The organism is Sorangium sp. So ce590 (genome assembly GCF_051521365.1).
GTDB lineage: Bacteria > Myxococcota_A > Polyangia > Polyangiales > Polyangiaceae > Sorangium.
On the sequence record NZ_CP150346.1, the window covers coordinates 8,343,621 to 8,364,111 of the forward strand.

Consider the following 20,491-nt stretch of genomic DNA (forward strand, 5'->3'; position numbering starts at 1 on the left):
CGCACGCCGGACGTTCCGGGCAGGGATAATCACCCCCGCGCACCCGTCAATCGACCTGCCGGCTGATTTTCTGACGGCGTGCCGCCCCTCGTCGTGATCTTGCGTCATGGGCTGGGCCCCGCGAGGCTCGCGAGAAGTCGCCTGAAGGTGTCATGTGCCCGGCGCGCGGCGGGGTGGCGTCACGCGCGCAGCGAAGGTGGATGGGAGCGATGACCGCCCCATTGCCGATGTGGCTCGTCTTCAACTGCGCTCCGTCCGAGGCGCAGGAGGGGGCCTTTCCGAGTCCCGTCGTTCAGCCGGTCGCGCGGCGGGTCTACGCGCCGGTGGCGAGCCCGGCCTTCGCGGAGCACGAGCGGCTGGGCCAGGCGCTGCTGGGGTCCTGACCGGCACGCGGGGGGTGTGCTGCTCTCGTTACGGCGCCTGGTAGCTGCTGGTGTCAGCACGCAGTCAGCACGCACCATGCCATCCGCGTGTGGCGGTTCGCGGCCGACCGTTTCCGTTGCCGGCAGGGCTGCCGGCTGCCTCCCCCAGACCGTTTCCGTTGCCAGCAGGGCTGCCGGCTGCCTCCCCCAGACCGCTTCCGTTGCCAGGAGGGCTGCCGGCTGCCTCCCCCAGACCGTTTCCGTTGCCAGCAGGGCTGCCGGCTGCCTCCCCCAGACCGCTTCCGTTGCCAGGAAGGCTGCCGGCTGCCTCCCCCAGACCGTTTCCGTTGCCAGCAGGGCTGCCGGCTGCCTCCCCCAGACCGCTTCCGTTGCCAGGAAGGCTGCCGGCTGCCTCCCCCAGACCGTTTCCGTTGCCAGCAGGGCTGCCGGCTGCCTCCCCCAGACCGTTTCCGTTGCCAGGAAGGCTGCCGGCTGCCTCCTCCAGACCGTTTCCGTTGCGACCTGCGGCTCGTCAATGCTGCTCGACGCCCGAGCCCTTCCGGAGCACGAGCGCCACGTCGTCCCGCGCGGTGCGCCCCAGGGGGCGCTTTACGCTGTTCGCGAGCAGCAGCACCGAGTTCCTGCATCAGCGGCTCGTCGATCGCGAGGCGGCCGGCGGTGTCGTAGAGGATGACGTCGCGGCCGAGCCGCTTCGCCTCGCCGCGGGCCGCGGCGCAGATGGCAACCGGCGACTCGCCCGGGAGGTTGAACACCGGGATCTTGAGCTGGTCGCCGAGGACCTTGACCCGTGGGCTGTCGCCGCTCTTGCCGAGCGCACTCGCGTTCGCCAAGCCGCTGTGCGCCTCGCTGGATGGCTTCACCTTGCACGCCAACCTGACGGTGCGCGACACCGTGATCGAGACGCTGGCCGCGGGGCCGGGTAGCGACGGCGGGCCACCCGAGCAAGGGGGCAAAGGCGGTCGAGGAGCATCGGGCGGCGCCGTGGGGGACGGCACGTGGTCCTGTCAGGGTGGCAACGGCGGCCGAGGGGGTGAGGGCGGCTACGGCGGCCCCCCGGGCGCGGCGGCGACTCGATCGGCATCGGCTACGTCGACGAGGACCAGCTCACGCTGGAGCGGGTCAAGTACCAACTGGGACCGCCGGGCAAGGGCGGCGTGAGCTGGGATTGGTCTGGCGAAGAGATCCGAGGGGAGGACGGCACCCGGGTCGAGACGCTGCGTTTCCCTGAATAGGATCACGACACTTCAGGCGAACCCTGTCGTGACAGGGCGCCGTCGGTGGCACACTCGGAGCTCCACGAGGGCGCCCGCGGGCCTGCTGGTGGCGACGTGGACAGCCGCGCGGCGCCCCAGGAGCGCGACGCCGAGACCTCGCTCGCGGAACTCGCCGGCGAGCGTCACGAGCTCAGCGGCCTCCGCCTCGACCCCGCGGCCGGTCCGCAGGCCGTGGCGCCACGCACCCCCAAGCACACCTCTCCGGTTCCGCGACTGTCCGCGCATTGAGGACGGACAACCTGGCGCTCGGGGCGCGATCCACGGCCGAGCAATGTCCTAGCGCTCTGGTGGGGACGCTTGCTTCTGGAGGACGTGCGGGCGAGCGTGCGCGGGCAAGAAAAATCGCGGGGTGGAGGGAATGAGCATGAGCGAGAGATCGAGACCGTGGCGACGGAGGACGATCCTTGCGGTGGCTGTCGGCGTCCTCGCGCTTGGGGCGGCGGGGGCCGGGTGTTTGTGGGAGCGGGAGGACCGCACGTTCGGGAGCTTTTGCGCGGCCTCGGTGGGCGGCGACGAGCATTGTGTTGGCGAGAACCTTGGCCCGGGCATCGCGTGGAGTCAGGCCGAGAAGGACGGCGCCCTGCCGATCGAGATGTGGGCCACGTGGCCGACCAACAAGACGCTGGAGGAGATCGTCGCGAGCGGCACCTCGCTCGACGTCTGGTTCGGCCATGTGGACGAAGCGATCGACTACGTGCGGGACGACGCGAGGAACGCCGAGTCGCTGCGGGCGACGCTCGCGGGCAGGCTCGAGTCGCTGCTCGACGAGGCGACGGACCGCCAGAGAGCGCTGCTCGCGCAGGCGCCGGTCGACGCGACAGGCAGCTTCAAGGCGGCGATGATCGACAAGGCGAGCGCCGAAACGGAGCCGCTCGCCGCCGCGCTCGCGGCCGACAAGCAGGCAATGGCGGTCGTGCAGGCGATCTTCGACCAGGCCAGGGACGAGGCCGCGCCGCTGCGATCGAGGTACGCGGGCGCTGCAACGCGGTTCGCCGCGTACCGCGCGACCGAAGCGGCCGAGACGGCGGCGTATGCGGCGCTCTCGGAGCAGGCGTCGCGGTCGGACATCGACGGCCTCGACGGTGTGGAGCAGGCGGTGCTCGCGGCGGCGCGCGAGGCGAGCCGGGCGCCCGGCGAGCTCGCCGCGGAGATCCTAAGGTCGTCGGCGGCGCTCCAAGTCTTCGCGGCCTCCTTCGACGAGGCGATGGCGCCGCACAGGGAGTTCCTCGCGACGCACGGCGCGGTCCTGCCGGACATGACCTCGGGCGCGCTGCGCTCGCTGAACGCGATGCTGGGTTACGTGCAGCGGCGGGTCGGCCGGAGCGACGCGACGGCGACGGCGCTGCTCGGCGGGATCGCGCTGCGCCGGCAGGCGCTCCGCGTGCTGCGGATGGACGAGGGGGCGCGCGAGGCGATCGCAGGGGCGCGGACCCGGAGGGCGTCGGAGACCTTCGGGGAACGTGCGCGCACGCAGGTCGCGGCGCTGTCGGCGGCGCCGCCGGTGAGTGAGAAGCTCGGGCTGCCGCTGCTGGCCGAGCGGTGCGGGGAGCTGGCGGGGCTCGTGCAGATGCGGCCGCTCTGCGAGGCGGCGGGGTCGTCGTGGCGCGAGGCCGGGTGCGCGGCGCTTCGGGAGCGGTTCGACGCCGCAGAGACCGAGCTCAGGACGGGATTGCCGCGGAAGATCGCGGAGGGCCTGGCGGCGCTGCGGGAGAAGGGGATGGCCGCGGCGGCGCTCGACGCGGCGCAGGCGAGGCTCGACGCGAGCGATGTGAAGGGCGCCGCGGTTGCGTATGACGCCGCCGTGCGCGGCGCGGAGGGGACATGAGAGCCTCGAAGGACGTTGCGCGGCCTGGCTGGAGTGCCGCGGCGCTGCAGAAGCTCGTCGCGCTGATCACTGCGGCGGTGTTGGTGGCGCCCTCGTTGGCGCGGGCCGGCACGCCGTACACCCTCGACTGGGTCTCCACCCAGTTCAACCCGGGGTGTCTCACCCCCGAGCTCCTCAACCCTGGAGCGCCGTACTTCCGCGTGAACGATACGCCGCTTCCCACCTACGAGGTTCCGGGCGAGTTCGCGTTCCATGACGACGGCTCGGAGAGCAACCGGATGGAGGCGGCGTTCGATTCGGTGTTGCTCGGGATGGGCATGAACGACTTCCACTTCCACGTCAGCAGGGAGGGGGGCGACAACACGTGCGTCAACGCGCGCGAGGTGGTGAACCTCGTGTCGGTGCCGCTCGGGCTGAACAAGCCGCTCTTCGACGTCCGGCGGCGCGGGGTGGCGTTCTCCGGCGACACGACCCTCGACCTGAGCCTCGCGGAGATCAACCCGGCGCTCGCGCGCGACATCGAGATCCTGCTGGCCGAGATCGCCAAGGAGCGCAGGGATCTCGTGGCGAACGCCCCGCGGGTGGCGCGCCTGGCGGAGAAGATGGACCTGCTCCAGCAGCTCGACACCGAGCTGAAGGACCTGGTCAGCCGGCCGCTCGACGAGATCTCGCGGACCGATCTCGACGCGATCCTCGACCGGTACAAGGACGCGGTCGGCGCGGAGACGCGGGCGGCGATGGAGCAGCTCGTCGACGACCTGAAGAAGAGCGTCAGCGATCTCGAGGACGAGCTCGCGCGGCTGATGGACGAGTTCGGCGCGCAGGCGGACGAGGTGGCGGACCTGGCGACGCAGGACGCGCGCGCCGAGTGGTGGAACCCGGACGACGCGGGGGCGTACGCGCTTGGAGCGAGCGAGGTGCCGTGGGTCGAGGTGCCGGACGTCTCGGAGGTGGACGGGGCGTTCGACGAGGGGAGGGACCCGTACGCGGCGTACGCGGACGCGGTGCTCGCGGCGCTGGAGGCCGATGTGAGCGGTCGGGTGGTGGTCCTTCGGGCGGACTTCGTGGCGAACGTGAGGGCGTGGCGGGACAACAGCGCGGCGCTGGAGATCGCGCTGCGCGACCGGATGGGCGTATCGCTGGCGGAGACGAACGCGTTCCTGAAGGCGCAGAACCGGATCACGGGGTTCGTGCGGCAGTTCATGGATGCGTCGGACTGGTTCGAGGACTCGCCGGTGCCGGCGGACCTGCGGGCGCAGGTGGACACGGTGCTGAAGCCGCGGTTCGACGCGCTGGCCGACCAGATGAAGGACAGCCTGAACCAGTGGACGGGGGACGGGCTCGACCTGGAGCAGACACAGCTCTACCAGACGATCAGCGCGTTCGCGGGGGCGATGTCGACGGTCGGGGAGGGCTTCGAGGCGTACGCGGGGGTGATGCAGACGCTGGTGCACGCGACGACGCGCATCGGGGTGGGGTTCGTGCCGGTGGTGGGGCCGGCGCTCGACCTGTGCGAGGCCGTGACGGGCAAGGCGTGGTGCCTGCCGTCGGGAGAGGAGCTGAGCGACGAGGAGCGGATCTTCTCGGGGCTGGGCTTCGGGCTCGGGGCGGTCGGGCCGATGTGGCGGGTGGTCAAGACCAGCGGCGGGCTCAGGCCGTCCGCGATCCGGGTGGCTGGGGAGATCGCCGAGATCGAGGAGTTTTTCGCTCAGATCGTGAAGACGAAGCGCGTCAGGGGTTACAAGAACCTCCGCGGGGCGGTCACGAAGCAGAAGAAGGTGGACATCTTCGAGAAGAAGGCGGCGAAGTTCCTGGTGGACGACGGCCGATCGCTCGTCGGGGTCGGCGACGACGGCGTGCGCGACGTGCTCGGGATTCCGAAACACTCAAGCCCCGGTGGTAGCGAGGGGGCGGCGCCCGACTTCGTGTCGGTGTCCAGCGGGCACAAGCTCATCCTGAGCGAGGCGAAGGGCGGAAAGATCGATGTCTTCGAGGTACGCGATCAGCTCTCGAACGGGATGGAGGGGGTGAAGAGGAAGGGGCTCGTTGGAGACGTGCAGCGGGTCGAGCTCATCATGGAACAAGGTGCCGAGTTCAAGCAGAAGAAGTTCATCGTCAAGGACGGCTACCTGTTCGATTGGGACGCTGGCAAGACGGTTACGCTCGAGGGCTTCAACAAACCCATCATGGTGATCCGGCTATGAGTAACTCAGGACCTCAATTCTTTGCCTGGTGTAACGAGCCAGAACGGATCGATGCGTTCGCGACGGCGCTGTCTGCGCTGGTCATCCCAGGGTATATGATCAGCCTGGGGATGAGCGCGATCATCTCGTGCCGGACGTGCTCCATCGACGAGGTGCTCGCCATGGTGCGCGCCCACTTCGGAGGTTTGAAGAGCGCTCACGTCGGCTCCAGCGTGAGGCCGAACGATTCCAAGCGCGTCATGATGCTCAGGCTCGCGTGCTACCCTGAAGAAAGCGAACGTGACCATCCGTACGGCCCCCTCGAGGCGAAGGCGGGCGAACGCAAGTGGGATTTCTACCCCTACGAGATCCCCGTGGGCACGGGCCCCCGCTCCGTGGAGGCCGAGGCCGCAGCCGCCTACCACCTGGTCCAGGGCGACGTCGAGGACCTCCTGCTCCGCTTCTGCGCGCCGGACGCGAGCGGCCGCGTGCCGACCGGCGCGTGCACGGACAAGGAGGACTGGATCGCTCCGGTCGAGATGTGCGCGACCTACAACGCGAACGCCGCGGAGCTCGCGCGCGATCTCGCCCTCTCCTGGGTGAGCCTCCACGACAAGGAGCGCGTCCCGCGCATCGCGGGCACGCCGCTGGAGGCGCTCCGCGCGCGGGTGGAAGCCGCGCCGCGCGGCGCGCGTGTGTCCATGAAATGCGAGAGCGAGCTCACGGGCTCGCTCTCGCGTGAGACCGTGCTGAAGGTTCTCGCGACGCCGCCGGCGGCGCTGCTCGATGCGCTCGAGGCCGCGGCTGTGCCCGACGACGCGTGGCGCGCGGTCGAGCCGAAGGCGCGCGAGCTCCTGGAGCTACGCCGCCAGCTTGACGACGAAGCCGCGGGGGAGGTCCCCCCCGCCTTCTGGGTGGACGTCACGACGCGCGAGCACACCCGCTTCCTCGAAGAGCACGCCCCCTTCCACGTCCGGCGCCTCCCGAGCGGCGGCGTGGTGCTGGCCACGCACCCCTACCGCACGCTCTGGCCGCTCTGGGCCGATGCGATCTTCGTGCTCGGCCTGATGTCGTGACGCAGGCTACACCATGAGGATGATCGAGCGATGAGAGAAGGGCCGTTTTTCTTCGCCTGGTGTGACGAGGCACAGAGGGTCGATGCGGTCGGCGCGGCGCTGTCGGCCCTCATCAAGGAGCCACAGTACAGTATGCGCGCGATCATGGACCGCGACACGGAGTGCAACACGACCTCCGTGGACGAGGTGGTCGCGATGCTCCGCGCCCACTTCGGGCGCACCGACGCCGAAGCCTACTTCGTCGCGTCGTTGAGCCAGGAACACTTCGTCCATTGCATCCTTCGCTGCTTCACCGACAGGAGCGAACGTCTCAAGCCGATGGGCCCCATCCACATGCACGCCCGCGAGATCGAGGATTTTTCCCCCATGCACATGGACCTCGCCCTGGGGAGGGGCCCGCGTTGCGTGCAGGCCGAGGCCGTGCTCGCGTGGCACATGGCGCTGGAAGACATCGACGACGTCCTGCTCCGCCTCTGCGCGCCGGACGCGAGCGGGCGCGTCCCGACCGGCGGCTGCACGACGGCGCGGACCTGGCTCGCGCCGGTCGCCCTGTGCGCGACGTACAACGCGGACGCCCGCGACATCGCGCGCGATCTCGCCCTTTCGTGGATCTGCCTCCACGACAAGGACAGGGTGTCGCGCACCGCGGGGCTGTCGCTGGAAGCGCTCCGCGCGCGGGTGGAAGCCGCGCCGCCCGGCGCGTGCGTCGCGTTGAGACATGCCAGCGCGCATTCGAGCTCGCTCTCCCGTGAAGCCGTCCTCAAGGCGCTGGAAACTCCGCCTTCCGCCTTGCTCGAGGCGCTCGAAGCGGCGGCGGAGGCGCCCGACGGCGCGTGGCGCGCCGCAGAGCCGCGCGCGCGCGAGATCTACGAGCGGACGCTCCCATTCAGGGGGCGCGACGAGCAGGGCACGGAGACGGGCAACGGCTCGCCCCTCTCGCAGGTCGAGATCACCCTCGATCACTTCGAGTTCCTGGTCCACCACGCCCGGTTCCACGTCCGGCGCCTGCCGAGCGGCGGCGTGGTGCTGGCGACCCACCCCTACCGCACGCTCTGGCCGCTCTGGTCGGACGCCCTCTTCGCGCTCGGCCTGATGCCCTAACGATCCCGCCCAGCCGCCGCGGCGTGCCCGCCTCGCTCGTGCGCATCGACCTGGTCGTCGAGATCGCCGGCCGGCGCTTCGAGGAGCGATTCGCCTGCCCCTGCGAGCCGAACAGCGAAACGACGTTCTCGTGGGACGGCAAGGACGCCTCCGGGCGCCCCCTCGAAGGCGCGCAGCCGATGACGGTGCGGATCGGCTACGTCTACCGGGGTGTCTACATGGAGCCCGCGGAGCGCAGGAAGGCGTTCGCAGCGTTCTCGATCACCCCGATCGCCAGCACCAGGACACGCGACGACGTCACGCTGTGGAAGGTCTGGCGCGGGGCGCCCGCAAGCGGCGGAGTCTGCCTGCTCTCCGCCGGTGCGTTCGCCTGGGCAGCCGATCCTTGGGAGCGGGAAGCGCTCGCCGCGGAGGCGGGCGGCGACGTCTAGCCGGTAGGCGCCGTGCCGTTCGGTGCGGCGCCGGGCACCGCGGGCGCTGCCATGCCGTTCAGCGCAGCAGGCGCCGCCGTGCCGTTCAGCGCAGCAGGCGCCGCCGTGCCGTTCGGCGCGGCGGGGGTCGCAGCGCCGGGCGCCGCCGGTTCAGCCGGCGCCTCGTCGCCCGGGGCGGCGACGGTGTCGCTGTGCGCCGTCGCGCGGCCAGTGCGGCCCTTGTAGAGAGAGGGGGCGATCGTATCGGCGTCCTCCTCGTCCCAGCGCAGGTACGCGACGGCGCGGCGGGTCTGGTCGTAGGCGTGGACGAGCAGCGAGAACGCCCGCGCCCTCCTGTCCGCCGCCTCGGTCGGCCCGGGGCCTTTGCCGTGCTCCCGCACGCCGAGGGCCGCGAGCAGCTGCGGCCCGATCTCCCCGGCGCGCCTCACCTCCTCCTCGGTCGCCGCCGTCTTGTTGGCGACCTCCGCCCAGCTCACGGTGAACAGCGCCGAGAGCGCGACAAGGTCGTTCGCCGTGTCGATGTGCCCCAGCCCCGCGCGGATCTCCGCGACCGTGTCCGCGTCGAGCAGGCCGCGCCGGGCCAGCGCCTCGGCGTCGCTCAGCAGGTCCTCGCGCAGCGGGGCCGCCTCCGCGAGCAGCGGCTTCACCGCGTTCTCGGCGCCTCCGCTCGACAGCCACGCGAGGTGCGCGTACCAGGCGGCCAGCGCGTAGGTCTCGAGCCGGTCGAGCAACGCGACATCGTGCGTCGGCACGTGCTCCGCGATGGCGGAGCGCAGCGCGAGGAGGCCGGGCAGCACGCCCAGCACCTGGGAGACGACCCGGGGAATATCGAGGTTGATGGCGATCAGCCGATCCGGGCTCAGCGCCTCGATCTCGGGCAGGATCTTGTCGAACGCCGCCGCCGCCTGGGGCGGGGCCGCGGGCTTCTTGGGAGCGGGCTTCTTCTTGAGCGGAGAAGGCTTCTTCATGAGGGGATGACCTCTCGTTGTTCGTCGTCGCGGAGCAGCGGAGAACAGGTACGTCGCGCTCCACCCCCGCGCGCTGGACGTGTTGAGAACGTCAGACGCACGCCGGACGTTCCGGGCAGGGATAATCACCCCCGCGCACCCGTCAATCGACCTGCCGGCTGATTTTCTGACGGCGCGCCGCCCCTCGTCGTGATCTTGCGTCATGGACTGGGCCCCGCGAGGCTCGCGAGAAGTCGCCTGAAGGTGTCATGTGCCCGGCGCGCGGCGGGGTGGCGTCACGCGCGCAGCGAAGGTAGATGGGAGCGATGACCGCCCCATTGCCGATGCGGCTCGTCTTCAACTGCGCTCCGTCCGAGGCGCAGGAGGGGGCCTTTCCGAGTCCCGTCGTTCAGCCGGTCGCGCCGCGGGTCTACGCGCCGGTGGCGAGCCCGGCCTTCGCGGAGCACGAGCGGCTGGGCCAGGCGCTGCTGGGGTCCTGACCGGCACGCGGGGGTGTGCTGCTCTCGTTACGGCGCCTGGTAGCTGCTGGTGTCAGCACGCAGTCAGCACGCAGTCAGCACGCACCATGCCATCCGCGTGTGGCGGTTCGCGGCCGACCGTTTCCGTTGCCGACAGGGCTGCCGGCTGCCTCCCCCAGACCGTTTCCGTTGCCAGGAGGGCTGCCGGCTGCCTCCCCCAGACCGCTTCCGTTGCCAGGAAGGCTGCCGGCTGCCTCCCCCAGACCGTTTCCGTTGCCAGGAGGGCTGCCGGCTGCCTCCCCCAGACCGTTTCCGTTGCCAGGAAGGCTGCCGGCTGCCTCCCCCAGACCGTTTCCGTTGCCAGGAGGGCTGCCGGCTGCCTCCCCCAGACCGTTTCCGTTGCCAGGAAGGCTGCCGGCTGCCTCCCCCAGACCGTTTCCGTTGCCAGGAGGGCTGCCGGCTGCCTCCCCCAGACCGTTTCCGTTGCCAGGAGGGCTGCCGGCTGCCTCCCCCAGACCGTTTCCGTTGCCAGGAGGGCTGCCGGCTGCCTCCCCCAGACCGTTTCCGTTGCGATCTGCGGCTCGTCGATGCCGCTCGACGCCCGAGCCCTTCCGGAGCACGATCGCCACGTCGTCCCGCGCGGTGCGCCCCAGGGGGCGCTCCACGCTGTTCGCGAGCAGCAGCACCGAGCTCCTGCATCAGCGGCTCGTCGATCGCGAGGCGGCCGGCGGTGTCGTAGAGGATGACGTCGCGGCCGAGCCGCTTCGCCTCGCCGCGGGCCGCGGCGCAGATGGCGACCGGCGACTCGCCCGGGAGGTTGAACACCGGGATCTTGAGCTGGTCGCCATGTGTGCCCGCGGCACGCCGATGCGCCCCTTTGCACGCCCTTTGCACGCCCTTTGCACGCTCTGCGCCACGCGGGGCCCACTCTTTCGACCCATGAACGACGCGTCGCGACGCTCGCGGTCCCGCCACTTCGATTCGCCGCGCCACACTTCTTCGCGCAGCGATCCGGCTTCCTTTACCTACGCGCCGCCGTGCGATCGGGCAACAGGTCGATGGAGACCCGCCGCTCGTGAACGACAAGGATCGTGCCGTAGGCGTGCCCGCGCCGGATCGCCCGATCGTCCACCCCCACGATGCGCCGGGGCGGGGCCGGGTCGACCTCGGCATGGTGCACGAGCCGGAGGAGCGTGTCGGCGCTGCTCTCGAAGCCGAGCGGGCCACCACAGTTGCCGCAGAGCGGCTTCGTCCAACCGCGGCTGTAGTACTGGACGGTACTGACGATTCCCCCACGAACCAAACGCTGTCGACCACGAATTCACGCAGGCGGAAGATCGATGACGACGAATATGCCGTTGAGATCCTTGCTCTCTGCAAGCAGCGGTGAGCCGGCAGGATGCGCGTTCCATGGCCGTCGGAGCGTGCCCACTTCTTTCAGACGCGACTCCTGGCAGAGTTTGTACACCAGGTCAGGCGGCTCGTGCGTCTCCGGCGTGTCCGAAGCCTTCCACTCGACGCGAGGAGGATCCTGCGGCGGCGCGCAACATATCTCGTTGATGAGCTTCCTGACATCGGAGTCGGAGTACCGCGACACGGACGGCGCGAGCCATGCAGTGTCGACCCGCGACCAATCACTGGGGTGGGACGGCAGTTTCGCTGGATTGAACAAGCCGATGCCGGTCTGCCATGGACCAAGCTCGCACCCCTCAGGAACCAACGTATTCGCCAGCCTGAAGGCACGCAGGATATCCTCGGAACGAAAAGGACCTGCAGCGATACTCTCCGCTGTCCATCCATCCTCCACGAGCCAGAATTCGCCCTCCCGACCCCTGCGAACCACGACGTAGCGAAGCTCGTCGGATGGCTTGTACAGCAACCTTCCTGCGGGCAGTACAATGTGAGACGCAGCTCGAACATCTGTCATTTTCATCTCAGGACCAGCCCTATTCTTGCTGGTTCACTCGCACGAGCGCCGTAGCATCAACGCTGGAAGCTCGTAGCGGAGTCAGCCCAGATACTGTAGATGTCCTGCCGGATCACCCCAGCCTCTTCGGATGTCAAACCTCTTCCCAATTCATTCTCCGCCTCCGAGATCACAGCCGCCGATCTATCTTGGATTTTGCTGAAGTTCGGTCCCAGCCCGACAGGGATCGACTCGAGAAGCCCAAATGGGCCAGCCCATTCCAGAGCCGTCTCGAACCAAGATTTCTCATCTTCTGCACTCTTGTATCTGGTCGCGGTATCAAGGTCTGCCGCCTGGGCCTCGTTCTCATAGAGCGTGGCCAGCAAAGCGGCCGCGGCGATCTGCGCCGACACTTGAATACCTCTGATCGCGACACGCTTGAGGAGATTATCAACCGGGAACGCCGTCACGACCCTTCCTTCCTTGTCCACGACGACCCGGAGTATGCGTTGGCCCTTTTCTCCGATCTTCTCCTTGAACTCTTTCTCGAACACCCAGGCGAGCTTGCCATTCTCGGACATCTCGCTCAGGACGGGCTTGCCTCCAGTTCTTACGGTATCCTTGATGAGGCCGAGCAGCTCCGGCTTCTTTTACCTACGCGCCGAGATCTGCTCGATCGCGCTCGTGATCTGGCGCCCGCCGCGCGCCTGCTCCGCCGTGGCGGCGGCGATCTGCTGCACCGTCTCGGCGATGCGGCCGATCGCGCCCGTGACCTGTGCTTCGACCCCTTGGCCTGCTCGACCGTGGCGCGGGCGATGGCGCGCACCATGTTGGTCGACTTCTGCGAGCTCTCGAGGATCTTCTTCAGGGCCCGCTCGGCCTCGTTCGACACCTCGACGCCGCGGTCGACGTTGTGCGCGCCGCGCTCGACGGCGGCGATCGCGTTCTTCGACTCGGACTGGATCGTCTTGATGAGCTCCGCGATCTCCTTCCTGCTGCCGCCGGCGCGCTCGGCGAGGTCCTTGATCTCGTCGGCGACGACGGCGAAGCCCTTGCCGTGCTCGCCGGCCTGGGCGGCGATGATCGCGGCGTTCAGCGCGAGCAGGTTCGTCTGCTCGGCGACGTCGTCGATGACGGCCAGGATCTGCCCGATCGCCTCGATGCGGAGGCCGAGTCGTGTCCCGGGTCGCGCCGGACGCGGCGCGCTCGGCGCGGTACCGGGAGATCCACGCGGTGTACCGGGGGCTCTACAACGACCTGCGCGGGCAGTTCCGGGAGCTCGGCAGGCTGGCGTGATGGGGTGACAGGATCCAGGCGGCTACGGTGACGCGGTCGTTGTCCCGGTGGGCGTGAGGTCTTGCCGGGTCGCCCGGCGCCCAGAGAGGGGGTTCTCCGCGCGGGGCCCCACCCCGCGCGGAGAACCCCCTCTCTGGGCGCCTGCCGCTCGCACTTGCGCGACCGGGACGCGCCTGGCAGGTCGCGGACTACCGGGGCCTCGGGCCCGTGCCGAGGATGTAGCGAATCCAGATCGGGAGCGCGGTGTCAAAGTCCGGCGAGAAGGAGTGCTGTTGCTGCTCGGCGTAGGGCTTGTGGAAGACCTCGGCGCCGAGCGCGCGCAGCCGCGTGGCGTCGCGCTCGGCGAGCCAGACGTTGCCCGGCGACTCGCCGGCGCCGACCACCACGACACAGCGGCGCTGGGCGAGCTCGGGCGAGCGCGGCACGCCGTCGAGCGAGAGCTCGGTGGCGGACCCGGGAGACATGACGACGGCACCGGCGTAGTGGCGCGGATCCCGGGCCGCGATCTCGGCGGCCATCTGGCCGCCCTGCGAGAAGCCGATCAGGATCACCTGGCCGGGGGCAACGGTCACCCGGTCGCGCACCTCGGCGAGCGCCTCGTCCAGCCGCGCGCGGTCGCGCGCGGGCGACTCGGACCATACGAACTTGCGTGGTCCGCGCGGCAGGGTGCCGCTCACCGAGACGAAAGCGACCGAGAGCGCGTCGGCAGCGCGCTGGACGCTCTCGTCCGTGAAATCCTCCGGCTGCGACCCCAGGCCGTGCATGCCCATCACGACCGGGATCGGCTTGCCGGTGCGATAGCCCTTCGGGAGCACCAGGAGCGTCTTCTTGATCCCGGACTGCTCCCAGTAGCGCCCGGCCCGCGCCAGGTAGGGATAGACCGTCGCCCATCGCGCATCGCTGCGCAACGCCTCCAGGTCGGAGTCCCGGGCTGCCCAGTCCGGGTCGACGCCCTCCTCGACCGCAGCGCGCTCCAGCCAGTGGAAGGAGGCGTCGAGCTGCCCGGTGCGGGCGTAATAGCACGCCAGGTTGTATTTCCCGTCCACCCCGCCCGCCACGGCCCAGTGCTGGATCTGCGCCGCGGCCTGGTAATCGCCGTGCGCGGCGGCCCTCCGCGCTTCCATGAAGAGCCGCACGGGCTCGATCTTGCGGAGATCGTGGCCATCGCGCTGCGCGGGCGGCTCGGGCGGAGCCGGGAGCGCGAGGGGGCGCTCGGGGAGCACGCGCTGGGGAGGCTCGGGCGGCGGCGGCTCGAAGGAGCGAAGCATGGCCTCGATGTCCGGGCGCACCTTGGCCATCGCCTCCGCAGGGACGATGCCGACCAGGTGATAGCCGATCTGGTCCTGGACGAAGACGCCCGTCATCAGCTCGACGCGGTGCGCGTCCTTCTGAGCGCGCGCGTGGACGACCACCCCGCCCGCGGCGCGGCCAGGGAACGGCTCGCGGCGGGTCTCGTCCAGACCCGACATCCCATCCCGCATCCTCTGCACGAAGGTGTTCGCGACGTCATCCGCGGTGAGCGCCTCGTTGGCGACGGGAAGCACCTTCACCGAGAGCGAGGCGGAGGTAGGCTCGTGAAGGAACGCGAGATCCACGCTCCCGTCCTGCGCGGACGGCCCCCGCTCGCGGTGAATCCTCTTCCACGCAGGGCTCGCCGGCGTGATGCGGTAGCGCGCGGCGATGCCTTCGACGGCCACGCCCGGGCGCGCTCCGGGTTCGACGGCGCCGCTGTGCGCGGTCGGGCTGGGCGGCGAGCCCTCGGGGCCGCCCGCAGGCCGCGCGGTCCACCAGGACGTCAGGCCGACTGCTCCCGCGACGACGAGGGCGATCAGCGCGATCCTGGCATTCGCTGGGCGCGGCAGCGCTACGGGCGGCACGCCAGAGCGTTCACGGGACGAGCTCTTCATGTGAGGCGGGGCCAATGTGACCCCATGCTACCGCCCACCGCGGCGCGCAGTGCACGAGATTCCAGCGCGCGGCGCGCCGAGCGGCGTGGCCGCCGCGTTGTCTAGCTCTACTGCGGGAAGTCGGCCGGGGAAGCGAACCGCCAAGCCGCCAAGGGCGCCAAGAAACACGGGGAATAGGGGGCAATGCCGCGGACGGTTCCCTTCCCCCTCTCCCCTTGGCGTCCTTGGCGGCTTGGCGGTTTTTCTGCTGATCCGGGGCAACTTCCCCACGGAGAGGGGATGATCGACCCTGGATGGCTGGATGGTCAATCCACGGAGAGTGGATGGTCGACCCTGCATAGGGGGATGGTCGACCCTGGATGGGCGGATGGTCGACCCTGGATGGGCGGATGGTCGACCCTGGATGGGCGGATGGTCGACCCCCGGCCGGTGGTGATCCCGCCCGTCCGCGCATCTTTGCGCAATCACGCAGCGGCTTGCGGCGATGCATTGCGCAGCCACCGCTCCTCGCGCGTCGCCGGACCGCGTGTGTCCGGGCGTTCGGCCGCGGGCACCGTCGTTGATTGCGCCCTGCGCAGACCTGCGCGCCGCGCCGACCGGGACGACCGCCGTGGCGCGCGCCCTCCAAGAGGAGCCCATATGCCGTCGCGAAAGGCGCGCTGTTCGAGACGCGGGCGGCGTCCATCGTCGAGGGGCGAGCCCGGGCCGCGAGGGGCGCGGCCGCCGTCGCGCGCCCTGGGGCCGCACAGCCCCAGGGCGCGCAGCCCCAGGGCGCGCAGCCGCCGGGCGCACAGCCGCCGGCCGCGCCGTCGCCGGGCGTACAGCCGCTCCAGGCACCTCCGCAGACGACGTGAGCCGCCGTCCCGCCGGACCGGCGCCGGCGCGCGCCGCGCTCGAGTTTGTTTGACTTCAAAGTAATATGCGCGAAGCATCCCGGCCGGTTCGGCCCGGGACGAGCACGTGTCCCGCCGCCGTGTGCTCGGTACCAGATCCCGGAGATCGACGAAGTGAAGCGAACCCGATCGGGGATCGCGGCGGCGGCGCTGCTCGCGCTGCTGACCGCGATGCTCATGTTCTCGACGCGCGCGGTCGCGGGGCCGCAGGACGGCCTGCCGCCGGCCCCCGCGGACGCGGACCGCTCGACGCCCCGGCGCGCCCTGCGGCTGCTCATCGACGCCTCGCGCGAGGGGCGCCACGACGTCGCGGCGTACGCGCTCGACCTGTCCGCCGTCCCGCGCGCCGCGCAGGCGGAGCGCGGGCCCGAGCTCGCCGCGCAGCTCACGTTCGTGCTCGAACAGCGGCTCTGGAACGCGTGGGAGGAGCTCTCGGACGAGCCCGAGGGCGACCCGGCCGACGGGCCCGGCCGCGACGAGGTCGGGCGCATCCCGCTCGGGGACACCGGGATCCCGATCGTCCTGAGCCGCGCGGCCGGCCCGGGCGGCGCGCCGCTCTGGCTCGTCTCGCGGTCGACGATCGCGGCCGTGCCCGAGCTGCACGAGGCGTTCGGTCCGGGGCCGATCGCCGAGCGGCTGCCGGCGGTGCTCTCCCGGGTGCGCTTCCTGGGGCTCGCCGCCTGGCAGTGGCTCGGCCTCGTGGCGGCGCTCGCCGCGTCGTCGCTCGGCGGCCTGCTGCTCGGCCGCCTCGTCTCCGTCGCCGTCGGCAGGCTCGTGCGGCAGACGGAGGTGCCATGGGACGACCAGCTCTTCGACGGGGTCCGGACGCCGCTGCGCGCGCTCTTGACGCTGGCGCTCGCGAGCGGCCTCGTCAGGCCGCTGCGCCTGGCCGCCCCCGCGCAGGAGGTCGTCGACACGCTCCTCCAGACCCTCCTCATCGCCGCCGCGGCGTGGCTCACGACGCGCCTCGTGCGCTTCGCCAGCGACACGGTGACCGAGCGCGTGACCACGAGCGTCACGGACATGGCGCTCGCGCGGGGCAGCAAGACCCGCGTCGCCATGCTGCGGCGCATCGCCAACGCCCTCGTGGGCGTGGTGGCCGTCGCGCTCGTGCTCCTCCAGTTCGACGTGGTCCGGAAGGTCGGGGTCTCTCTGCTCGCCTCCGCCGGCATCGCCGGCGTGGTCGTCGGCTTCGCGGCGCAGAAGTCGATCGCCACGCTGCTCGCCGGCCTGCAGCTCTCCTTCTCGCAGCCGATCCGCATCGGCGACACCGTGATCGTCGAGGGGGAGTGGGGCTGGATCGAGGAGATCACGCTGACGTTCGTGGTCGTGAAGGTCTGGGATCTGCGCCGGCTCGTCGTGCCGATCACCTACTTCCTCGAGAAACCGTTCCAGAACTGGACGAAGGAATCGCCGGATCTGCTCGGCACGGTCTTTATCCACGCCGACTACACGGTCCCGATCGACGAGATGCGCGCGGAGGTCGCGCGGCTGTGCGCGGCCAACGCGAACTGGGACGGGAAGGTCGCGGGCCTCGTCGTGGTCGAGGCGACGGCGCAGACCCTAGCGCTCCGGGCGCTGGTCTCGGCCGCCGAGTCGGGCAAGCTCTGGGACCTGCGCTGCGCGGTGCGCGAGGGGCTCATCAAGCGGCTGACGTCGCTGGAGGGCGGGCGGTACCTGCCGCGGGCGCGCGTGGCGATCGAGGGAGAGGGCGAGCCGCGGGGCGCCTCGGGCCCGACGGGGGGGATCGCGTCGGCGTGAGCCGGCGGCGCCCCGTCGGCGCCCTGCGCGGGCCTACGTCTCCACCGGCTGCGGCTCCTCGTGGAACATCCCTGCGAGGATCCGCTCCGCCGCGTCGGCCAGGATGTCGCGCGAGAGCCGGGTCTCCTCGTCGAAGAACCGCGTGGCCACCCCGGCGTCGAGCGCGTGCGTCGCGAGCAGCGCGAACGCCTCCGCCTCGTCGAACGTCGCCTCGGCGGTGAGCACGCGCTTTCCGGGCCTCAGGTCCTCCTGATCGAAGCGGCCCTGCCACGTCTCGCCGAGGATCACCGAGAAGTACTGCGCAGCCACGTTCCCCGGGCGGGCCGTGTGCGAGACAGCGACCACCGCCCGCAGCCGGTCGCGCTCCTCGATGAAGCTCGCCGCCATGATCGCCGAGCCGAGCAACATCGCCCGCTTCCTCACCGCGCTCGGTGAGCCGACCGACGTTCCAGGCCGCTCACCCAGCGCCGACGCGGCGGCCGCACTGCTGGGGGTTCGGGGCGCAGGGCGCCGCAGGCGACCCGGAGCCCCGAGCGTTGAAGAGCACCGTCCTGCGCCGCAAGGCGCTCGGACACGCCGCGTCGCCGCAAGAACATCCCGGGCCAGACCAACGCCCGGAGGGCGATGTAAGGGACACGGTCTCTGCCCGAGCTGCGGAGCACGGCGCATGTGCAACACGGCGGCGCACGTGGTGGAGGCGACGGGGAAGGCGTGTAAGGGCGAGCAGCGCGCCGGAGCTGATAGCGCGGGCAGCGATGACAAGAAGACGACGATCACGCCCATGCCGACGAGGCAGGCGCCGAAGGGGCGGGCAAGAGGCATGGCGAAGCCGTCGCGCAGAGGAGGCGAGCGAAGGGAGGCGGCGCCGTCGGCAGTGTCGGAGCGAGGCGCTCGGGACGTGGCGGTTGGGGCGCTGCTGACGATGGTGCATGGCGAGGTCGAGCGCGAGCGGGTGTCGACTGCGCTGGGCGCTGTGCTGCCGTGGGCTGATGTTGGATTCGTGTCGGAGGGAATCTCGGTCCGGCACCTTGATCGGCTGCTGGATGGGCTCCTTCTGGCGACGTCGCCTCGCGTCGAATGGGCGAAGCTTTTGCGGCGGACTTACGCCGTAGATGTTCTCGCGTGCCCGCGATGCAGCGGACGGATGCGACTCATGGCCGCGATCACGGATAAGGCGACGGCGAGGAAGATCTTGAGCCACCTCGGTCTGTTCGCCGAGCCGCTGGAGTGCCGCGCGCGGTACCCGGCGGACCCCGCGTGACGAAACTGACAGAGAGGGACGCTGCTCGACGACGTGGCCGGGGGGAAGTCTGCCCTGAGGTGCGTGCGCCGGCCATCACGACGCGCCGCGAACCGCGACGGCGGCCGTTTGGACGAGCTCAGTAGGGTACAGCTATACGGTAGGATGCCTTCCGCTTGGTGCTACGTCGCGGTAATCCCAGGCGTTTCAGGCGTGGAAGACCTGCCTGATCGCATAAGGCCCGTTCTGCCAATGAGCTCGTACGGTCGGACTGCACGAGTCAGGAACGGCTCCGATAATCTTGACTTTGCGGAACGCGTTTGCTTGTCCTATCCGCGAACCTCGTCGCCTCGAACCGCCCATGCGTGTACGCCTCTTCGCACTCCTCGCCTTGCTGATCACGGCCTGCCACACGCCCGCGGTCCCCGTTCCTCCCCCTCCCAGGCCGGAGCCTCCGGCTCCTCCCCTCGCGTGCCCATCGCTCCCCGAAAACCCCGAACGAATCGCCGTCCCCGACCCCATTCCCGGCGAGCTGCACGAGGTCTTCGATCTCCCGGACGAGCCCGCCCTCTGGGCCCCCGCGCCGCCGGATCCGGAGCGGGATCGTTATCGCGCGGGCCTCCTCGCCAAGGTCGGCAGCGACGAGGGGCTCTCCCAGCGCGCCTTGCTCGAGCGCGCGCGCAAGGTGATGACCGGGCCCCCCGGATACCGCGAAATCGAGAACGTCAACGTCATCCTCGACGGGAAAGCGGGCGCCGTGCAGCCCATCTCGTGCCTCGAATGGCGCCTCTTCCAGCGCCAGGCGCGGAGGTATCCGATGATCGAGCACCCGACCGAGTTCGGCGCGTACATCCTGCGCGGAGAGGCCCGCGTAAGGGTCTACTATTCAGGGGCAGATCGCGTGGGCGGGAAACTACGCGGCGAGGTGAAGGAGCGCGTGGTCGCCGATCTCGGGCGCGGGTTCGTTCCGTTCGCGCACCTGCATAACCATCCGTTCCTGTTCGACCGCGTCCCCGGCGATCGCATGTGGACCACCGAGGAGACGAAAAACAACTACGAGGGCGGCGTCGCCCCGAGCCTCACCGACGTGCACGCTTATCGAGGGATGCGGGACGATTTCGGGCTGCGAGGCGCCTGGGTCACGAATGGGCTCGACACGGCCCATTTCGAGGCGGCCGATTTCGACGTGCTCTCGGCGAGGGATTGATCAGCCGAGCACGTCCGCCATCGAATACCGCCCCGCGGGCTTGCCGAACAGATACCTCGCCGCCCGCAGCGCTCCCCGGGCGAACAGGTCCCGGTTCGTCGCCCGGTGCGTCAATTCGAGCCGCTCGCCCGGGCCGAGCAGATGCACCGTGTGATCGCCGATCACGTCGCCCCCGCGCACCGCGAAGATGCCGATCTCGCTCTCCGCCCGCGGCCCCACGTTGCCCTCGCGCCCCGTCACCGTCCGCAATCCTTTGCGCGCGTCCCGCACGGCGTCCGCGAGCCGCGTCGCCGTCCCGCTCGGCGAGTCCACCTTCGCCTTGTGGTGTGTCTCGACGATCTCCACGTCGAACCCGGGGCCGAGCCTGCGCACCGCCTCCGCACGATCTCGGCGAGCACCTGCACGCTCAGTAGGGTACCGCTATACGGTAGGATGCCTTCTGCTTGGTGCTACGTCGCGGTAATCCCAGGCGTTTCAGGCGTGGAAGACCTGCCTGATCGCATAAGGCCCGTTCTGTCAATGAGCTCGTACCGTCGGACTGCACGAGTCGGGAACGGCTCCGAGAATCTTGACTTTGCGGAA

The 20,491-nt window shown here is 70.4% G+C and carries 19 protein-coding genes and 1 pseudogene; 10 read left to right on the forward strand and 10 right to left on the reverse strand.

The features are described from left to right. Nucleotides 1-209: 209 nt before the first annotated feature. Nucleotides 210-383, forward strand: coding sequence for a hypothetical protein (locus WMF28_RS31470; RefSeq protein WP_437597083.1), 174 nt, complete (start codon nucleotides 210-212; stop codon nucleotides 381-383). A 53-nt stretch (nucleotides 384-436) separates the two neighbouring features. Here the strand turns inward: WMF28_RS31470 and WMF28_RS31475 are convergent, their stop codons facing one another. Then, the gene (locus tag WMF28_RS31475) at nucleotides 437-1,378 is read right to left on the reverse strand and encodes a hypothetical protein (protein ID WP_437597084.1); all 942 of its coding nucleotides are present in this window, start codon (nucleotides 1,376-1,378) and stop codon (nucleotides 437-439) included. A gap of 688 nt (nucleotides 1,379-2,066) precedes the next feature. Here WMF28_RS31475 and WMF28_RS31480 point away from each other — a divergent pair. The 5 genes from WMF28_RS31480 to WMF28_RS31500 all read left to right on the forward strand — a co-directional run bounded on the left by WMF28_RS31480 (nucleotide 2,067) and on the right by WMF28_RS31500 (nucleotide 8,273). Beyond that, the gene (locus WMF28_RS31480; RefSeq protein WP_437597085.1) at nucleotides 2,067-3,482 is read left to right on the forward strand and encodes a hypothetical protein; all 1,416 of its coding nucleotides are present in this window, start codon (nucleotides 2,067-2,069) and stop codon (nucleotides 3,480-3,482) included. Then, nucleotides 3,479-5,686 carry a hypothetical protein gene (locus WMF28_RS31485; RefSeq protein ID WP_437597086.1) on the forward strand — a complete coding sequence of 736 codons (2,208 nt, stop codon included), beginning with the start codon at nucleotides 3,479-3,481 and terminating at the stop codon, nucleotides 5,684-5,686. Before WMF28_RS31480 ends, WMF28_RS31485 begins: the two co-directional genes overlap by 4 nt. 110 nt (nucleotides 5,687-5,796) lie before the next feature. Further along, on the forward strand, nucleotides 5,797-6,741 hold the full coding sequence (locus WMF28_RS31490) for a hypothetical protein (RefSeq protein ID WP_437597088.1): 945 nt from the start codon (nucleotides 5,797-5,799) through the stop codon (nucleotides 6,739-6,741). 30 nt (nucleotides 6,742-6,771) lie between these two features. Further along, nucleotides 6,772-7,842, forward strand: coding sequence for a hypothetical protein (locus WMF28_RS31495; protein WP_437597090.1), 1,071 nt, complete (start codon nucleotides 6,772-6,774; stop codon nucleotides 7,840-7,842). 23 nt (nucleotides 7,843-7,865) lie between these two features. Next, the gene (locus WMF28_RS31500; protein WP_437597091.1) at nucleotides 7,866-8,273 is read left to right on the forward strand and encodes a hypothetical protein; all 408 of its coding nucleotides are present in this window, start codon (nucleotides 7,866-7,868) and stop codon (nucleotides 8,271-8,273) included. Here WMF28_RS31500 and WMF28_RS31505 read toward each other — a convergent pair. Further along, on the reverse strand, nucleotides 8,270-9,241 hold the full coding sequence (locus WMF28_RS31505) for a hypothetical protein (protein WP_437597092.1): 972 nt from the start codon (nucleotides 9,239-9,241) through the stop codon (nucleotides 8,270-8,272). The genes WMF28_RS31500 and WMF28_RS31505 overlap by 4 nt on opposite strands. A gap of 305 nt (nucleotides 9,242-9,546) precedes the next feature. On the opposite strand from WMF28_RS31505, the gene WMF28_RS31510 reads away from it, so the two are divergent. Continuing rightward, a complete protein-coding gene (locus WMF28_RS31510; protein WP_437597093.1) occupies nucleotides 9,547-9,720 on the forward strand; it encodes a hypothetical protein in 174 nt (57 codons plus the stop codon). A 63-nt stretch (nucleotides 9,721-9,783) separates the two neighbouring features. Here WMF28_RS31510 and WMF28_RS31515 read toward each other — a convergent pair whose 3' ends face one another. The 6 genes and pseudogenes from WMF28_RS31515 to WMF28_RS31540 all read right to left on the reverse strand — a co-directional run bounded on the left by WMF28_RS31515 (nucleotide 9,784) and on the right by WMF28_RS31540 (nucleotide 14,778). Further along, entirely contained in the window at nucleotides 9,784-10,692 is a 909-nt protein-coding gene (locus WMF28_RS31515) for a hypothetical protein (RefSeq protein WP_437597094.1), read from the reverse strand. 28 nt (nucleotides 10,693-10,720) lie between these two features. Beyond that, on the reverse strand, nucleotides 10,721-11,002 hold the full coding sequence (locus WMF28_RS31520; RefSeq protein WP_437597095.1) for a hypothetical protein: 282 nt from the start codon (nucleotides 11,000-11,002) through the stop codon (nucleotides 10,721-10,723). An 18-nt stretch (nucleotides 11,003-11,020) separates the two neighbouring features. Continuing rightward, a complete protein-coding gene (locus WMF28_RS31525; protein WP_437597096.1) occupies nucleotides 11,021-11,632 on the reverse strand; it encodes a hypothetical protein in 612 nt (203 codons plus the stop codon). Nucleotides 11,633-11,682: 50 nt separating this feature from the next. After that, nucleotides 11,683-12,186 carry a hypothetical protein gene (locus WMF28_RS31530; RefSeq protein WP_437597097.1) on the reverse strand — a complete coding sequence of 168 codons (504 nt, stop codon included), beginning with the start codon at nucleotides 12,184-12,186 and terminating at the stop codon, nucleotides 11,683-11,685. A gap of 69 nt (nucleotides 12,187-12,255) precedes the next feature. Beyond that, nucleotides 12,256-12,779 (reverse strand): annotated as a pseudogene (locus WMF28_RS31535) (methyl-accepting chemotaxis protein); the annotation flags it as partial. A 310-nt stretch (nucleotides 12,780-13,089) separates the two neighbouring features. Next, nucleotides 13,090-14,778: an alpha/beta hydrolase gene (locus WMF28_RS31540; RefSeq protein WP_437597098.1), complete on the reverse strand. Its 1,689-nt coding sequence runs from the start codon at nucleotides 14,776-14,778 to the stop codon at nucleotides 13,090-13,092. Between the two features lie 1,037 nt (nucleotides 14,779-15,815). Here WMF28_RS31540 and WMF28_RS31545 point away from each other — a divergent pair. After that, nucleotides 15,816-17,462, forward strand: a complete 1,647-nt coding sequence (locus WMF28_RS31545; protein ID WP_437597099.1) for a mechanosensitive ion channel family protein — start codon at nucleotides 15,816-15,818, stop codon at nucleotides 17,460-17,462. A 33-nt stretch (nucleotides 17,463-17,495) separates the two neighbouring features. Here WMF28_RS31545 and WMF28_RS31550 read toward each other — a convergent pair whose 3' ends face one another. Then, nucleotides 17,496-17,870 (reverse strand): hypothetical protein, encoded by a 375-nt coding sequence (locus WMF28_RS31550; RefSeq protein WP_437597100.1) that lies wholly within the window; start codon nucleotides 17,868-17,870, stop codon nucleotides 17,496-17,498. A gap of 259 nt (nucleotides 17,871-18,129) precedes the next feature. Here WMF28_RS31550 and WMF28_RS31555 point away from each other — a divergent pair, with 259 nt between their 5' ends. Together WMF28_RS31555 and WMF28_RS31560 are read left to right on the forward strand one after the other, a co-directional pair. Next, complete coding sequence (locus WMF28_RS31555) at nucleotides 18,130-18,723, forward strand: transposase (protein WP_437597102.1); 594 nt, start codon at nucleotides 18,130-18,132, stop codon at nucleotides 18,721-18,723. Nucleotides 18,724-19,063: 340 nt separating this feature from the next. Continuing rightward, nucleotides 19,064-19,909, forward strand: coding sequence for a hypothetical protein (locus WMF28_RS31560; RefSeq protein WP_437597103.1), 846 nt, complete (start codon nucleotides 19,064-19,066; stop codon nucleotides 19,907-19,909). Here the strand turns inward: WMF28_RS31560 and dapB are convergent, their stop codons facing one another. Then, on the reverse strand, nucleotides 19,910-20,281 hold the full coding sequence (gene dapB / locus WMF28_RS31565) for a 4-hydroxy-tetrahydrodipicolinate reductase (protein WP_437597105.1): 372 nt from the start codon (nucleotides 20,279-20,281) through the stop codon (nucleotides 19,910-19,912). Nucleotides 20,282-20,491 lie beyond the last annotated feature (210 nt).

Coding starts and splice junctions, on each gene's coding strand:
- WMF28_RS31470 (WP_437597083.1), top strand. CDS start 210: ATGACCGCCCCATTGCCGATGTGGCTCGTCTTCAACTGCGCTCCGTCC.
- WMF28_RS31485 (WP_437597086.1), top strand. CDS start 3,479: ATGAGAGCCTCGAAGGACGTTGCGCGGCCTGGCTGGAGTGCCGCGGCG.
- WMF28_RS31490 (WP_437597088.1), top strand. CDS start 5,797: ATGAGCGCGATCATCTCGTGCCGGACGTGCTCCATCGACGAGGTGCTC.
- WMF28_RS31495 (WP_437597090.1), top strand. CDS start 6,772: ATGAGAGAAGGGCCGTTTTTCTTCGCCTGGTGTGACGAGGCACAGAGG.
- WMF28_RS31505 (WP_437597092.1), bottom strand. CDS start 9,241: ATGAAGAAGCCTTCTCCGCTCAAGAAGAAGCCCGCTCCCAAGAAGCCC.
- WMF28_RS31510 (WP_437597093.1), top strand. CDS start 9,547: ATGACCGCCCCATTGCCGATGCGGCTCGTCTTCAACTGCGCTCCGTCC.
- WMF28_RS31525 (WP_437597096.1), bottom strand. CDS start 11,632: ATGAAAATGACAGATGTTCGAGCTGCGTCTCACATTGTACTGCCCGCA.
- WMF28_RS31530 (WP_437597097.1), bottom strand. CDS start 12,186: ATGTCCGAGAATGGCAAGCTCGCCTGGGTGTTCGAGAAAGAGTTCAAG.
- WMF28_RS31550 (WP_437597100.1), bottom strand. CDS start 17,870: ATGTTGCTCGGCTCGGCGATCATGGCGGCGAGCTTCATCGAGGAGCGC.
- WMF28_RS31555 (WP_437597102.1), top strand. CDS start 18,130: ATGTGCAACACGGCGGCGCACGTGGTGGAGGCGACGGGGAAGGCGTGT.
- WMF28_RS31560 (WP_437597103.1), top strand. CDS start 19,064: ATGCGTGTACGCCTCTTCGCACTCCTCGCCTTGCTGATCACGGCCTGC.